Origin of the sequence: Actinopolymorpha alba DSM 45243, from assembly GCF_000373925.1 — a bacterium.
GTDB classification, from domain to species: domain Bacteria; phylum Actinomycetota; class Actinomycetes; order Propionibacteriales; family Actinopolymorphaceae; genus Actinopolymorpha; species Actinopolymorpha alba.
Window position 1 is genome coordinate 1 of sequence record NZ_KB892793.1, and the last position, 14770, is coordinate 14770.

16 protein-coding genes are annotated in these 14770 nt (G+C 66.5%); 5 read left to right on the forward strand and 11 right to left on the reverse strand.

Annotated features, from left to right (window positions below; all coding sequences use genetic code 11):
- Positions 1-786, forward strand: a 786-nt coding sequence (locus B141_RS0131185; protein WP_237742853.1) for an HNH endonuclease, incomplete at its 5' end; no start/stop codon positions are given.
- A 216-nt stretch (positions 787-1002) separates the two neighbouring features.
- On the opposite strand, the gene B141_RS50975 is transcribed toward B141_RS0131185, so the two are convergent.
- The 5 genes from B141_RS50975 to secG form a co-directional block, all read right to left on the reverse strand.
- Positions 1003-1599 carry a LamG domain-containing protein gene (locus B141_RS50975; RefSeq protein ID WP_202805985.1) on the reverse strand — a complete coding sequence of 199 codons (597 nt, stop codon included), beginning with the start codon at positions 1597-1599 and terminating at the stop codon, positions 1003-1005.
- Positions 1553-2929: a sialidase family protein gene (locus tag B141_RS43800; protein ID WP_202805986.1), complete on the reverse strand. Its 1377-nt coding sequence runs from the start codon at positions 2927-2929 to the stop codon at positions 1553-1555. Before B141_RS43800 ends, B141_RS50975 begins: the two co-directional genes overlap by 47 nt.
- A gap of 213 nt (positions 2930-3142) precedes the next feature.
- Positions 3143-3535 (reverse strand): hypothetical protein, encoded by a 393-nt coding sequence (locus B141_RS0131195; RefSeq protein WP_020579121.1) that lies wholly within the window; start codon positions 3533-3535, stop codon positions 3143-3145.
- A complete protein-coding gene (locus tag B141_RS0131200; RefSeq protein ID WP_020579122.1) occupies positions 3532-3888 on the reverse strand; it encodes an RNA polymerase-binding protein RbpA in 357 nt (118 codons plus the stop codon). The genes B141_RS0131195 and B141_RS0131200 overlap by 4 nt, the downstream gene beginning before the upstream one ends.
- A gap of 149 nt (positions 3889-4037) precedes the next feature.
- Positions 4038-4271: a preprotein translocase subunit SecG gene (secG, locus tag B141_RS0131205; RefSeq protein ID WP_020579123.1), complete on the reverse strand. Its 234-nt coding sequence runs from the start codon at positions 4269-4271 to the stop codon at positions 4038-4040.
- A 109-nt stretch (positions 4272-4380) separates the two neighbouring features.
- On the opposite strand from secG, the gene B141_RS0131210 reads away from it, so the two are divergent.
- Positions 4381-4671, forward strand: coding sequence for a YciI family protein (locus B141_RS0131210; RefSeq protein ID WP_020579124.1), 291 nt, complete (start codon positions 4381-4383; stop codon positions 4669-4671).
- A 6-nt stretch (positions 4672-4677) separates the two neighbouring features.
- Here B141_RS0131210 and B141_RS0131215 read toward each other — a convergent pair whose 3' ends face one another.
- The 5 genes from B141_RS0131215 to B141_RS0131235 all read right to left on the reverse strand — a co-directional run bounded on the left by B141_RS0131215 (position 4678) and on the right by B141_RS0131235 (position 10062).
- Positions 4678-4929: a helix-turn-helix domain-containing protein gene (locus B141_RS0131215; protein ID WP_020579125.1), complete on the reverse strand. Its 252-nt coding sequence runs from the start codon at positions 4927-4929 to the stop codon at positions 4678-4680.
- 280 nt (positions 4930-5209) lie between these two features.
- Positions 5210-6556: an MFS transporter gene (locus B141_RS0131220; RefSeq protein ID WP_020579126.1), complete on the reverse strand. Its 1347-nt coding sequence runs from the start codon at positions 6554-6556 to the stop codon at positions 5210-5212.
- A gap of 122 nt (positions 6557-6678) precedes the next feature.
- A complete protein-coding gene (locus B141_RS0131225) occupies positions 6679-7284 on the reverse strand; it encodes a hypothetical protein (RefSeq protein WP_157181433.1) in 606 nt (201 codons plus the stop codon).
- Positions 7285-7298: 14 nt separating this feature from the next.
- On the reverse strand, positions 7299-7877 hold the full coding sequence (locus B141_RS0131230) for a hypothetical protein (RefSeq protein WP_020579128.1): 579 nt from the start codon (positions 7875-7877) through the stop codon (positions 7299-7301).
- 85 nt (positions 7878-7962) lie between these two features.
- Positions 7963-10062 (reverse strand): hypothetical protein, encoded by a 2100-nt coding sequence (locus tag B141_RS0131235; RefSeq protein ID WP_020579129.1) that lies wholly within the window; start codon positions 10060-10062, stop codon positions 7963-7965.
- Positions 10063-10284: 222 nt separating this feature from the next.
- Between B141_RS0131235 and pgm the strand changes: the two genes are divergently transcribed.
- Positions 10285-11934, forward strand: a complete 1650-nt coding sequence (gene pgm, locus B141_RS0131240) for a phosphoglucomutase (alpha-D-glucose-1,6-bisphosphate-dependent) (protein ID WP_020579130.1) — start codon at positions 10285-10287, stop codon at positions 11932-11934.
- Between the two features lie 229 nt (positions 11935-12163).
- A complete protein-coding gene (locus B141_RS0131245; protein ID WP_020579131.1) occupies positions 12164-13219 on the forward strand; it encodes a lipoate-protein ligase LplAB in 1056 nt (351 codons plus the stop codon).
- Positions 13220-13226: 7 nt separating this feature from the next.
- Here the strand turns inward: B141_RS0131245 and B141_RS0131250 are convergent, their stop codons facing one another.
- Positions 13227-14087, reverse strand: coding sequence for an enoyl-CoA hydratase (locus tag B141_RS0131250; RefSeq protein WP_020579132.1), 861 nt, complete (start codon positions 14085-14087; stop codon positions 13227-13229).
- Between the two features lie 249 nt (positions 14088-14336).
- On the opposite strand from B141_RS0131250, the gene B141_RS46430 reads away from it, so the two are divergent.
- The gene (locus tag B141_RS46430; RefSeq protein WP_020579133.1) at positions 14337-14762 is read left to right on the forward strand and encodes a hypothetical protein; all 426 of its coding nucleotides are present in this window, start codon (positions 14337-14339) and stop codon (positions 14760-14762) included.
- Positions 14763-14770: the final 8 nt, after the last annotated feature.

The window sequence follows — 14770 nt, forward strand, 5'->3', positions numbered from 1 at the left end:
CAGGGTGGGTGTCGGCACAGCGGGTGCGACCACGACCACCACCTTGCGGGCTGCCCGTGTGAGGACTGCAAACCTGCCACCTACCCCCACCCGTTGGACCGGCCCGCACGTCAGGCCCGCAATAACGGAGCAACTGGTGAGGGCGACGCGGCCATGGGAGGCGGCGAACCCGGACGCGGTCCGGGTGGCGACGCTGACCGGGAACCAATCCCAGAGCAGGAGATCCCGGCCGCGTTCCGGTCCTGGAGAGCGGCGATCAAGGCGAAACTCCAGCTGAACGCGCCGATCACGACCCTGTTCGAGCTTGCGGAGCGGCCAGCGGAGCTTGGCGGGTTCGGACCCGTGCTCACCGAAGTAGCGCGGCGACTCATCGCGAACCATCTCGACAACCCCGACGCCATGTTCGCCATCGGTATCACCCACCCCGTCACCGGACAGCTGCTGAGCCTGCATCCGCTGTCCAAACGCTTCTTACGCGGACTTCCGGCAGAGTTCGTGCAGTCACTCAACCAACGCTGCACCTGGATGCTCTGTAGACGCCCAGCCATCAACTGCGACCTCGACCATACGAAGCCATACTCCGAGGGTGGTGAGACCTCCGTCGAAAACGTGGCACCACTATGCCGACGCCACCACCGCGTCAAAACCGAAGGCCACTGGAAAGTCGAACAAACCAGCCCAGGCCACCTTCGATATACCGACCCCCACAGCCGGCAGTACAAGGTCACCCCACCACGCCTCACCGACCCCGTCGAACCCAGCGATCCCGATCCGCCGCCGTTCTAACCGGCGCGGGAAGACGCGGGACAAGAAAACACGCCGACAGGCTCAAGAGCCCTTGAAAACAAGGGGTCTTGAGCGCCCGGCGTTCCTGCTCCTCCATGTGGTGAGCCGCGAGCGGCGCTTCAGACGTACCGACACCGCCGTCCTCAGCCGCTTGTACGCCGTCAGGGCCGCGCGCAGCCCGGCCACCCCCGACCCGCGGAGATCGTCCGGGGCAGCTCACTCGTTGGTGATCTTCTCGAACGGAAGGCGGAGCTCAAGCGCTCCATGGACCGGAGCGGAGGACGTGCTCAAGAGCCTGATCTCCTCGTCCGACAGCGCGCGTCGGTAGATCCGCACCTCGTCGATCGTGCCGCGGAACCGCCCCGTCCCATCAACTCGCTGGCCCAGGTGAATGCCGCTGACCCCGAACTCCTTGCCTTCGGTCACCGATCCACGTGGCCCGACACCAGAAGCGACCTGCCGGCCGTCCACCCACATGACGAACTGCCGGCCGGCGCGCCGCAACGCCACGTGATGCCAGGCGCCGTCGTTGTACGCCGCCGGCGCGGTCAGTGTCACGCTGCCGAACCCCGTGCCAAGCAACGCCCGAATCCGACTACTCCCGGGTTCGGCACGCAGCCACACCTGCGGGGTTGTGCCGGATCCCATCCGGTAGGCCCACATCAGCGTGTGCATGCCGGTCGTGGCGTTGTAGCGGATCCACGTCGACCAGGTGAAGTCGTCGGCGCCGAGGTCCAGCGACCGCGTGAACGGCACCTCGACCCGATCATCGCCGCCGTCCAGGTCGAGCGCCTTCCCAAACCGGCCCTTCACCAACTCGGCGCCGCCCCGCACCGTACGCCGGATTGTCACGCCCCGCCAGGTCCGGCGTGGTGGGTCCCGAAGCCGACGGTGGTGGGATTCCCGGTGGATCGCCGTTCGGAGCCGCGAGGAAGGCCTCATTGAACTGCGCGAACCGGATCGACTCGTACGGGCTGAATCCACCGGCCTCGTACATCAATCCGACCACGCCATCGACGACCTCCACCATGTCGGAGTAGGCGGACGGTCCCCAGTGGATGACTTTGCCCTGCTCCCAGGTGTCCCACGACGCGGCCTCGTCGTACGACGATCGCACCGTCATCACCTCGCGCGCGGCCGGATGGGCCGGCGCGGCGAACAGGATCCGGTTGTGATCGTCACCGCCGTCCACGCTTCGCAGGCGGAGTAGCGAACCCTGCACAGTTGGCATCACGATCGACGGATCGGTCACGAACGGCGCGTCCCACGTCTCTCCCCCGTCACCGCTGACCGCGGACGCGCGGTTGCCCGGCTCCGGGTCCACCCCGCCCTCGCGGGCAGAGTCGTAGATCCGGCCGTCAACGAGTTCGACGATGGCGTTCTCACCCGGGATCATCGTCTGGCTGGACCGTCGATCGATCGCCCCGCGCTGCCAGGTCAGTCCACCGTCGTCGCTGTGGACCAGCACGACGCCACCCTGACTGCCGTCGCCCTCATTGAAGTACGACGGTACGACGAGCCGCCCGGCGTGCGGCCCCCGCTCGAGTTGGATCCCGTGGACGGGCCCCGTGCCGTACCACCACTCCCACTCCGGCCGGCTGATGTCCTCGGTCACGTCGCGGGGCTTGGTCCACGTGGCGCCGTTGTCCTCGCTGTACTGCAGGAACGGCCGGCGGATGTGCTGGTTGCCACCCGGGTTGTACGTCGACAGCAACGCAACCCGACCAGACTCCCGGTCGACCACCGGTGCGGGATTGCCGCGGGTGTCGCCGTTGCCTTCGATGAGCACCTGCGGCGGGCCCCACGTCCGCCCACCGTCGCTCGACCGCTTCAGGACCAAGTCGATGTCTCCGGTATCCGAGCAGCTACTCACCCGGCCCTCGGCAAACGCGAGCAGGGTGCCGTCCTTCGCCCTGACGATGGCCGGGATCCGGAAGCAGTTGTAGCCCTGGGTACCAGCCTGGAAGAGCACCTGCTCGTCGAACATCGGCTCGCCAGACGCCGGCGTGGTCGGGTCGTTCGAGGTGTCGGGCGCCGCGCTGGCCGGTCCGCTGGGTGCGCTCCCCGCCTGGGCGGGCAGCGTTCCCGCGCCGAGCAGCAGTACGCAGGCCACGGCTACGGCCAGCTTCCTCGTGACGGCCACGGACGGGCTCCTTTCCGATGAGCGACAGCACGGATGACATCGGACGTGGGACATGGGATGTCCGGAGAGATGTCCAGGACAGTACGTCGTGGCGGTTACGCCGACAACACGAGGAACGACGTCCTGTCCGGCCTCGGCCGGGCCTACGGAAAGGCGAAAGGAATGCCCCGAAGGGGGTTCAGGTCAGGCTGGGGTCGATCACCAGCGTGGCGATCAACGAGTCGATGCGGGACAGTCCAGGTGCTCTCCCGGCCGCGACCAGTGAAGCGCGCTGATCTCGTCGCTCGGCTCGAAGGTGACCGCCCGGTCTCCCGCCGTGCCGATCGAACCGCCCGGCGGATCCAGATCACCAGGGCTCTCAGACCCGACGGACTCAGACGCGGCGTAGACCGCGCCTACAGGCAGCGCCTCCCCGCTCAGGCCGACATGCTTCGGCCGGATGGCGGTGTTCGGTAGAGGTCGGGACAGGACGACCAGCGCGAGCGGCAACGGTATGTGCCGTGCCTGCTCAACGAGCGTCCCCTTTGGTCCACGTGTGAACAAGAGGAGTCTGCTGCCGTCCGGCTCGACGGCGAGTGGCTGGAGTGCGCGATCTCCAGCGGTCAAAGAATGATCTCGCCGCGGCTAACCCGGGCGCGAAGCTGCTGAAGGGCCTCTTCGAGGATCTGCTGGGCTTCGGCGTCCGTACGGCGTTCCTTGACGTAGGCCAAGTGGGTCTTGTACGGCTCGTTCCTCGGGACCGGCGGCGGGTTGCCCGAGTCGACGCTGGCCGGAAGACCACAACGAGGGCAGTCCCAGGAGTCGGGCACCTGCGCGTCGAGCGCGAAGCTCGGGCGGGTCTCGTGCCCGTTAGCGCAGAAGTAGGTGACCCTCTGGCGGGGCGCGGTGTCACCTCGCTCGGCTTCTCCCATCGGACCGGCACCGACCCGGCTGCCTCGAATGGCGCTGCCACTTGCCACGGAAAGATCTCCCTCGTGATGTACGGCGGACGGGCGACGAATCAGGGGAAGTCAGGACATGGAAAAGAGTAAGTCAACACATCGACATAAACGAGTGCGACCCTGGGTCCGTCACGGCAGGACTGCCGCGCGTCCCTCGATGAGTGGACCTAACTGAACTTGAGCAGCAACCCGAGCGCCACGATGCAGGCGAACCAGATGATGCCCGTACCAACCGTGATGCGGTCGAGGTTGCGCTCGGCGATGGACGAACCCCCGAGGCTCGAGGTCACACCACCACCAAAGAGGTCGGAGAGGCCGCCTCCCCTGCCCTTGTGGAGCAGGACCAGCAGCACGAGCACGAGGCTCGTGAGGATCAGCAGAATCGACAGTGCGGTGACCACGTTCCGATGAACCCCTTAGATCTCACAACAGCAACGACCGGCTACAAGGAACCAAGACTACGACACACCGCGGCGGCTGGCGTCCCCCGGCATGGCTACTCTTGCCGCTATGGCGATCTTTGCGGTGGTACTCGCGTTCAAGAACAACGATCGGCGCCTCGATGTGCGGCCCGCCCATCGGGAATACCTCACATCTCTGCACGCGGCCGGCAAGTTGGTCTCCTCCGGACCATGGACCGACGACACCGGCGCCCTGCTCCTCTACAACGTCGCGGACGAGGCCGAGGTGCGGGAGATCCTCGCCAACGACCCCTACACCTCTGAGGACGTCTACGACATCGTGGACCTGCGCGAGTGGCGGCCGCTCTTCCCGTTCCAAGGAGGACCGAGCGCCAGCTGACGCCACTCAGCTGACGATGACCCGCTGGCCGCCGAAGTCCGCGACGATCTCGAGTGTGCCGCCGAGCGCTTCGACGTAGGCACGCAGAGTCGCCACCTCAGACCGGTCGAGGTCGCCGCGCTCGATCCGGGACACCCTGGACTGGGTGACTCGCATCGCCGCGGCGACCTCCTCCTGCGTCAACCCTTGCTTGCGGCGCATCTCGGCCAGCTCGTACGCGTGAACCTCGGCGAGCATCTGCGCCTCGCGCCGCGCCACCGCCTCCTTATCGACGTCAAGAGACGTCTCGACGTCCTCCCACCTACGCCACGTGCGCCCATCAGTCTCGGTCCTCCTACGTCGACGTCGAACCCGGATCGGAGTGCCTCATTCCGGCTAGATGCTTGTCGAACCGCGCATCCGCAAGCCGGACAGCACGTCGATACCAGCGCCGCCAGCTTCCCGCCTTATCACCGGCGACCAGCAGGATCGAGATTGATCAAGAACAGATCGAGGCGGCCGGCATTGCGGCGATACCAGCAGTACCGCGATACCGGTGCTACGGCGACAAGGGCGCCGGGTCCGGGGTGGCCTCCGCGGCGGCCCGGGCTTCGCGGAGTTCCCGCTCCCTCACCGCATGCTCGTCCGTGCGGGCGTCGTACCCCCAGAACTCCCGTAGCCAGGTCGCGACCAGCCCCACCCCGACGACGCACAACACCCCGCCGCTCACGATGGACGTCCGCACGCTGGTGGCGTCCGCGACCAGCCCGGATCGCGCCTCACCGCCCAGAGGCCCGATGGAGTACGACAGCATCTCGATCCCGGCCAGGCGACCGCGACGCTCGTCGGGGATGGTTTGGTTCCAGATGATGCTGCGGAAGAGTCCGCTGATCATGTCGGCGGCGCCCGCCACCGCCAGCGCCACGACCGCGAGCCAGAGTGAGGGCGAGAGCCCCGCGAGGACCACCGCACCGCCCCAACTCGCGGCAGCCAGGACCACCGCGCGACCGTGGTGGTGCACCCGCGAGATCCAACCGCTGGTCGCGGTCGCCACCAGCGAACCCACCGTGCCCGCGGAGTACAGCAGGCCCAGCGCCGCCGGCTCATGGAAGACGCCCGCAGCGAACGCCGGGAACAGCACCGTCGGCATGGCCAGCAGCATCGCGGTGAGGTCGATGACGTAAGTGCCGAGCAGGTCCTTGCGCGCCACGGCATACCGCAGTCCGTCGGCGATTCCCCTGACCGCGCCCGCGAACCCCGACTGCACGCTCTCCTGCAGCGGAGGGTACGGCCGCAGCGCCACGAACAGCCCCGTAGCGATCACGAGCCCGGCGACGTCGATGGCGTACGCCCAGGCCGCTCCCCCGCTGGCGAGGATCAGTCCGCCGAGCGCGGGACCGGCGAGCATGCCGGTCTGCAGCCCGATCGAGGAGAGCGTGATCGCGGCCGGCAGCTGGTCGTGGCGGACCACCCGAGCGGTCAGGGCCTCCCGGCTCGGCCGCTGCAGCGACTGGGCGACCGTGAGCAGAGCGCCGACCGCATAGATCACCCACACGGATGGCTTCGGCAAGGCGGCGTTGACGAGCAGGACGACGGTCAGGGCCGACTGCGCCACACCGGTCGCGACGAGGACCTTCCGCCGGTCAACCCGGTCCGCCAGCGCGCCGCCGTACAACCCGCACGCGATGAGGGGTATGAGCTGCACCAACCCGAGCGCGCCCACCGCGAAGTTCGAGCCGGTGAGGTGGTAGAGCTGGTAAGGGAGGGCGACGTACGACACCATCCCGCCGAGATAGAAAACCGTGCCGGCGATCCAGAGCAACCGGAAGTCGCGGGACGTTCGCAGCGGGGTGAGATCAGGCCGAAGCGCGGCAAGGCGACGGGTCAGGCGTGAAGAAACAGTCACGAGCCGGCATTCTCCGTCGCGGCGGCTCCGCCGGACAACCCAGTTTCAGCCGGCGGACCTGGCAGGCTTCACGTACAGCCCGCCAAACGGTGGACCAGGCGCAACGGACGCTGACTGGGCAGTCATTCAAGGTTCGCGAGGACCGATCGTGTCAGGTCCAGCGTGCGCCGAAGCTGGTAGCTCCTACTTCCAGTCCCACCGTCATACCTGATGGAGACCAGATCATCGCCGTGAATGACATGGACGGAACTGTAGTTCATGAGCCGGACGACTGCGGACTTACTGCGTTCGGCGAAGATCCAGCCACACAGCTGATCGCCGAACTCGGTTGTCTCGGATGGCTTTATCAGGTCTTCCGCTTTCATATCCTCCCGCGACTTCAGTTCTTGGCACGCTTCGGCAAAATCGTCGTCGCGACCCTCGCCTCGTGAGAGGCTGATGTCAAGTTTGAAGTCACCCGAGGGTGAGTCGGCATCACAATCTGCGAGGTCGGGCCCGATCTTGTCGGGTTGCAGCTTGGGGTCCGGGACATACTTGGCGAGCGTCTCCTCGCCGATAACAGCGCAGAGGTCGTCTGGTACCTCCTCCGGTTGACCTTTCGGCCACACGAGTACGATTCCAGCGACTATGACGACGACCCCGGCAGCGATAGCGATCCACTTGCGTGGATCTCGTAGGAGGGAAGCCCCGGTCTGGGACGGCGAGCCGGCCTCTGCTGGCGTTGTCATAGGTGATTCTCCCGTCATCGAAGCTTAGCGAAGACCAGCCGCGTCAACTCCAACGCGCGCGGCAACGCGTTCTTCCCGCGCTCCGCCCGAACAACGTACCGGACGGAAATCAGGTCACCACCCTGAACGACATAGAACATAGCGTCGTGATGGTACTGATTGATGTCGACGATGCCGCACATCCGATCACCGAACTCGGCCGTTTCGGGGGGCGTTATCACATGGGCATCCTCGAAGTTCAGCCTCTCCCGCCGGCACATGTCGGCGAGGTCATCGACAGGGTTCTCCTCTCGCGAAAGAGACATGCTGAGGATGACGTCACGGGACGACGATCGAGCAGAGCAGATGGTGTACGAAGGCGCGGTTCTTTCATGGCTCAGCTCGGGATTCGGCACGTATTTGGCGAGCGTCTCCCTGCCGATGAACGAGCAGAAGTCCTCCGGCGCGGCCGGCGGGCCGCTCTTCGGCCACACAAGGGCGACTCCGGCCACTACGACAACCAATCCGACCACGAAGGCGATCCAGTTGCGCCGATCTCGCAGGATGGACGTCCCGGCCTGGGACGTCGATCCGGCATCTGATGGAGTTGCCACTCATGAGCTCCCTCCTTGGCCTGCGCGACCGTATCGGCCGTTCAACGGAACTACAGGAATCGCCTGTCAAGCAGTCCGTGAGCCGTCATGCGTCGGCTGATGGGGGCCGGGTGTGACGCCGACGGTCGAGGATCCGCCAGCCGACGAGTAGGGCCAGTACGCCAACGACTATCAGCCCGATCCCCAGATCGCGGTTGGATCCCGCGATCTCCGAGAGCGCCGCCCAAGGGCTCGACGATTCCGGCGTCTTCGGCTTGATGGGCGCGGCTTCGGTGCCCGGATTCGGCTGGGACACGCTGGCGCCCTTCAGGTAAGCCCGACTGGTCGCCAGTTGTGGCCACTTTGCCTCGAACTCGGCTCTACTCACGTGTCGCTCGACGACCCTGCCGAAGTTGACGCCCCCGGACTTGGCGCGGTAGAACTCATCCTCGGTGCAGGTCGAAGGGCGCTTGAAACAGAACCCCGCCTTATCGTAATCCCTCACATAGCGCTCGAAGATGGCATTCGGAGACCACTGCCGTTTTGACGTCCAGCTGGAGATGTCACCGCTGTCGATGAGGTATTCCAACCCGGTCTCCTGAACCGCGGTCCGTTCGCGGACCCACTCGGCGGCGATCCGGCTGAGGTAGATCCGCCGCAAGGCAGCGAATTCCGCGCCTTCGTTGACCTCTCGAACGATCCGAGGAAGGACGAGCGAGTTAAATGTCGCGGAGACGTTTGCCTCGACGCCCTCCGCCTGACGCGCGCATCCCAGACGCCTGCGGTTCCCGGTATCGCCGATGTCCATCGGTTCTGCCTCCACCTTCAAGGGGGCATCGAGGATGTAAAGCTCGTCCCCCTCGGTGTAGACCTTCGCCTCTCCAGGGGTTATCCATAGGCGCTGGCCTATGCATCCACGAACGTTGTAGCTCTGGAACCGCTTCCAGAACTCCCTTGCCAGCTTGGTATCCCGATAGAGCAGCTCTGCGTCGAGCTTCTTCAACCGCAGATCGGCCTCGAGGAGGATCTTTCCGACATCGGTACGGCCGAGCTGCTTGTCGACGACCCTATCGGGCTCGTTGGGACTCAGGCTCACCCAGAATTTCGATGGATCAAGAGCCAGCCAAACGAAGAACGAGTCGGAAGCCTCACGCAGACTTTGCCGGCCGGCAGCAGCATCCTGTCCAGAGCTTCGTTGCGCGGTGAGCCCATAGGTGAACCCAGGTCGATCCCCTGGGTAAGCCGAGAGATACCGCAACTCGACGGTGCGGAAGTCGATACCGCCAGGGGCACCGATCGCGGTTCCGGCCACCGCTTGTCGGGGCGATTTTGAGCCGCGCGTCCCAGCCGTGCCGTCGCCATTCCCCGTCGAACCACCACCCTTTCGCTTTGAGCCCCCGGTCGATGGCGGGTCAAACAGTCCGTCGACGCTATGAGCCCGCCATTCGTTCTGTTGCCGAATGAAGGCTTGGAGGCGAGGCGTCGCCTTCTTCTTCTCCTCCTCGGTTCCGTAAGGCACCAAGGACCTCATTCCCTTGGAGTATCGAGCACATCGGGGTCCACCCGTGTAATCGCAAGGTTCTCGTTCGGAAGCGCCGCCGATCAGTCGCTCGGACGGGAGGTCAGGCCCTTTCTCCAGCTCCTTCTCGATCTGCGCAAGCGTGGCGCCCTGATGCAGCCGCTTGAACGTGTACTCGATTTCTCCGAGTCGCCGGAGAATGAGCTCCTCGGAATGGCCTACTACCTCACCGCGGTATCGAGCGCTCCTGGCGACCACCTGCAGGGTCACATCGTCCGGCTTCATCCCGAGCTCTGTGAGCTCGGCGAAAAGTTCGCGATCCTCCCGCTTGATCTCGGCAGCCGTGCGCAGCTTGCGATAGATCGCCTCGTTCCACTTGCCCCGGTAGCGATCCAACCGGGAGTACAGTTCCTTGTCGAAGATCCTCAATTCCTTGGCCGTGTAGTCGGTGACCCTGAGCCACGCCACGGCATAGTTCACCTTGGCACGGTCCGGCGTGTCATAGCCGTCGAAGATGCGTCCCTCGAACAGGAACTGGTACATCGGATCGCCGTACGGAGGATCCGCCGCCTCGCCGAACGCGGCTGGAGCCGCGAACGACGTCGCATCTGTGGCGGCTTGAGACGGACCAGCGAGGCCGACTAGCCCAACGAGCAGGGCCAAAAGACCGACGACACGTCTACGCATGCAGCTCATTCTGCGGTATTCCGCTACACACCGTCCATAGTTGACAGATCCCACAAAAGGGACCCACCGAGGGCGCCCACCGCGAAGTTCGAACCGGTGAGGTGTTAGGGCGCAGCGGAGTGAGAAGCATCGCCGGGACGGACAATCCAGTTTCAGTCGGCGGACCTGGCAGGCTGGTGCCCTGCGTACCCCGTCCCGCAGCCGATCCGAGAGGGCGACCAGATGAGTCTTCACCCACGTGCCGGCAAGCCCGCGGAGCCGGCTGACCTGGTGGACGTCCCGCACCTCGTCACCGCCTACTACGCCGAGCATCCGGATCCGGCGATCGCCGAACAGCAGGTGTCGTTTGGTACGTCGGGGCACCGCGGGTCGAGCCTCACTCTGTCGTTCAACGAGGACCACATCGTCGCGGTGAGCCAGGCGATCGTCGACTACCGCCAGGCGAACGGCATCGACGGCCCGTTGTTCCTCGCCCGGGACACGCACGCGCTCTCCGAGCCGGCCTGGGTGTCGGCGCTGGAGGTGTTCGCCGCGAACGCCGTCACTGTGCTCGTCGACAGCCGGGACGGCTACACCCCGACCCCCGCGCTCTCGCACGCGATCCTGAACCACAACCGCCGCCGCACCGCCAGCGTCGCCGACGGGGTCGTTGTCACGCCCTCGCACAATCCCCCGAGTGACGGCGGATTCAAGTACAACCCCCCGAACGGCGGACCCGCCGACACTGACGTGACCCGGTGGATCCAGGACCGCGCCAACGCGCTGCTTGCCGACGACCTGGACGGGGTACGCCGGATCCCGCTGGCCCGCGCCCGGACCGCCCAGACGACGGGACGCTATGACTTCCTCGACGCGTACGTCGCCGACCTGCCGTCGGTACTCGACCTGGACGCCATCCGGCAGGCCGGCATCCGGATCGGGGCCGACCCGCTGGGCGGCGCGAGCGTGGACTACTGGGGCGAGATCGGCACGCGGTACGACCTGGACCTCACGGTCGTCAACCCGCTGGTCGATCCGACCTGGCGGTTCATGACGCTGGACTGGGACGGCAAGATCCGGATGGACTGCTCCTCCCCGCAGGCGATGGCGTCCCTCATCGACAAGCGGGCGGAATACCAGATCGCCACCGGCAACGACGCCGACTCCGACCGGCACGGCATCGTGACGCCGGACGCCGGGCTGATGAACCCCAACCACTACCTCGCCGTCGCGATCTCCTACCTCTACGGCAACCGGACCGGCTGGCCGGCGGACGCCGCGATCGGCAAGACGCTCGTCAGCTCGTCGATGATCGATCTGGTCGCGCGCGATCTGGGCCGGCAGCTGGTGGAGGTGCCGGTGGGCTTCAAATGGTTCGTACCCGGACTGCTGGACGGGTCCGTCGCCTTCGGCGGTGAGGAGAGCGCCGGCGCGTCGTTCCTTCGCAAGGACGGCACTGTCTGGACGACCGACAAGGACGGCATCCTGCTGTGCCTGCTCGCGTCAGAGATCGAGGCGGTGACCGGGCGGTCGCCGAGTGAGTGGTACGCCGACCTCACCGGCCGCTTCGGAAGTCCGGCGTACGCCCGGGTCGACGCCCCGGCCAGCAGGGACCAGAAGACCGCCCTCGCCCGGCTGGCACCGGAGCAGGTGGCCGCGACCGAACTCGCGGGTGAGCCGATCTCCGCGAAGCTCACCGCCGCGCCCGGCAACGGCGCTCCGATCGGCGGACTGAAGGTGACCACGAAGAGCGCGTGGTTCGCGGCCCGGCCCTCCGGGACCGAGGACGTCTACAAGATCTACGCCGAATCGTTCAAGGGGCCCGAACACCTCGCCCAGGTTCAGGCCGAGGCGCGGGCGGTCGTGGACGCCGTGCTGAAGACCGTCTCGTAGCGGGGCATTTCTCAGTATTCGATACGGTCGGGTGTACCCGAGCGGCCCGAATACTGAGGTAACCGGGGTCAGCAGTCACCAGCGCGTGCGAGCCATCCCGCCGCACAAGAAGCGCGCCTGAGCCGGCTGAGGGCGCCGGAAAGAGATTGCCCGGCCTGGGTGTTGTGATGGCGTCACCGCATCGGTGAGGCGACACATGGCAACGGCACAAAGAGCGGGTAGGTGCGACGTGCACGGCGAGTACAAGGTCCCTGGCGGCAAGCTGGTGGTGGTCGACCTCGAGGTCGACGACGCGGAGACGCTTCGCGAGGTACGGGTCAGCGGCGACTTCTTCCTCGAACCCGACGACGCCCTCGAACGCATGAACGCCGCCCTGGCCGGCATGCCGGCCGCGTCCGACACACCGCGCCTCACTCAGGCCCTCGAAGCGGCGCTCGGCCCGGAGGTGGTGATGCTGGGGTTCTCCGCGCAGGCCGTCGCCATCGCGGCCCGGCGGGCACTCGCCCGCGCCACCGACTGGCTCGACCACGACTGGCACCTGATCCACGACGGCCCGCAGGAGCCGGCACTGCACATGGCCATCGACGAGGTGCTCGCTCGCGAGGTCGCCGACGGCCGGCGCCCGCCTACCCTGCGGATCTGGGAGTGGGCGGCTCCGTGCGTGGTGATCGGCAGCTTCCAGTCGCTACGCAACGAGGTGGACGCAGCGGGTGCCGAGCGGCATGGCATCACGGTCGTACGCCGGATCAGCGGCGGCGGCGCGATGTTCATCGAGCCCGGCAACACGATCACGTACTCGCTCTACGCGCCGACCTCGCTGATCCACGGCATGTCGTTCACGGAGTCGTACGCCTACCTAGACGACTGGGTGCTCGGCGCCCTGAACGAGGACCTCGGCATCAAGGCGTGGTACCAACCGCTCAACGACATCACCTCTGACGCCGGCAAGATCGGCGGCGCCGCCCAGAAGCGGCTGGCGACCGGTGCGGTCCTGCACCACGTGACCATGGCGTACGACATCGACGCCGACAAGATGGTCGAGGTGCTGCGGATCGGCCGGGAGAAGCTCTCCGACAAGGGCACACCGAGCGCCAAGAAGCGCGTGGACCCGTTGCGCCGTCAGACGGGACTGCCCCGGGAGGAGATCATCGAGCGGATGGTGGCGCATTTCCGCAAGCGTTACGGCCTCGTCGACCACGCGCTCACCGCCGCCGAACGCGAGGACTCCGAGACCCTTGCCCGCGAGAAGTTCGCCACCCGCGAGTGGACCGCCCGGGTGCCCTGACGGTGCCTCAGCGGCCGGTCCACGTCGCGCGTTCCTTCGCGAGGAAGGCGCGTACCCCGGTCCGGAAGTCGGCGCTGTCGTAGACCCGCTGCAGGACGTCGGTGTCATCGGGACGGTCCCGGTCGCGTAACCGGCGGACGGATTCCTTCGCCGCCCACATCGTGAGGGGCGCATGGCCGAGGAGTCGCTCGACCAGCTCAGCCAGCCGGGTCGCGAGCTGTTCCTCGTCCTCGCAGACCTGGCTGACGAAGCCGGCCGTCAACGCCTCGTCGGCATCCATCAGCCGAGCGGTCAGCAGCAGGTCGAGGAACCTGCCCGGCCCGAGTAGATCGACGAGCAGCGCGCAGGTGCGGGTTGACAGGCAGTTGCCGACGGTCCGGGCGATCGGGACACCGAAGGTTGACGCGCGGGTGGCGATCCGCAGGTCGCAGGCCGCCGCCAGCGCCAGACCGGCGCCGAGGCAGTAGCCGGTCACGACCGCAACCGTTGGCACGCGTACGCCGGACAGCCGGTCCAGCAACCGGGTGACCCGGCGTTCGTACGCCACTCCCGCCTGCCCGTCGGCGAACGCCGCGAACTGCGCGATGTCGGTTCCCGCGACGAACGCCTCGCCGCCGGCGCCCGCAAGCACCATCACCCGGATGCCAGGCTCGCTGTCAGCTCGCTCGCAGGCCCCGGCCAGACCGTCGTACATCGCCCAGGTCATCGAGTTGCGCAGCGCAGGCCGGTTGAACGTCACCCGGAGGACGGACCCCTCCCGCTCCACAAGGAGCGGGAGGGGTTTCTCCGAGGTGCCGGCGTCTCCTGGCCCGCCAGCCCGCCCCGGCTCGAGCGTGTCCCTCGGCCGGCCCGCCTCCGCGTCGTCCACCGTCGCCTACCTCCCGCCGAAACTTCAAATCAGGGTGGAACCTAAGTTGTCATAGGTTTCTCGGTCTCTTAGCCGAGAAACCTATGACAACCCAGCAATACTTATCTGGATTCGGCTTTCCCGACGATGACGCGACCGCCCAACGAAACCGGGAAGGCAGACCAGCACGCCGCTATAGCGCAGCGTTAGCGTTTGTTTAGCAGGCGTTGCGACCCTCGGTGCGTATCGAGAACACAACGAGGGGAAGCCATGAAATCGCGTAAGCGGATCGCCGCCGCCATCACCAGCCTCGCACTGACCGCCGTCGGGATGGTCGCCACGGCCGGGCCTGCCGCAGCCGGCTACGAAAACAACTACGGCAAGGCCGGTACGCCCGACCCGGCCCTGGTCGGCGCCCGGGACTGTGTCGAGTCCTACCGCGCCAAGGTGTGCTTCCAGGAGTACGGCGACAAGCTCTGGGTCAAGGACATCAGGCGCGACGGCTACACGCCGTACATGTCCTGGAAGGTCGGTGACCGCTGGGGCGAGTGTTACAACAACTACGGCTACGGCAAGTGGGCGGTCTGCGACAAGAACTTCACCGAGAACATGGCGATCAAGTTCGCCGCATCGTCGTACAACTTCACGACCAAAAAGCAGGGCGCCGTCTCCGACACCAAGTCACTCCGGACCTGAGCGGCTCC

Excerpts from the sequence above, each read along its gene's own strand:
- B141_RS0131225 (WP_157181433.1), bottom strand. The coding sequence starts at position 7,284 with ATGACAACGCCAGCAGAGGCCGGCTCGCCGTCCCAGACCGGGGCTTCC.
- pgm (WP_020579130.1), top strand. The coding sequence starts at position 10,285 with ATGAGTCTTCACCCACGTGCCGGCAAGCCCGCGGAGCCGGCTGACCTG.
- B141_RS0131210 (WP_020579124.1), top strand. The coding sequence starts at position 4,381 with ATGGCGATCTTTGCGGTGGTACTCGCGTTCAAGAACAACGATCGGCGC.
- B141_RS0131235 (WP_020579129.1), bottom strand. The coding sequence starts at position 10,062 with ATGCGTAGACGTGTCGTCGGTCTTTTGGCCCTGCTCGTTGGGCTAGTC.
- B141_RS46430 (WP_020579133.1), top strand. The coding sequence starts at position 14,337 with ATGAAATCGCGTAAGCGGATCGCCGCCGCCATCACCAGCCTCGCACTG.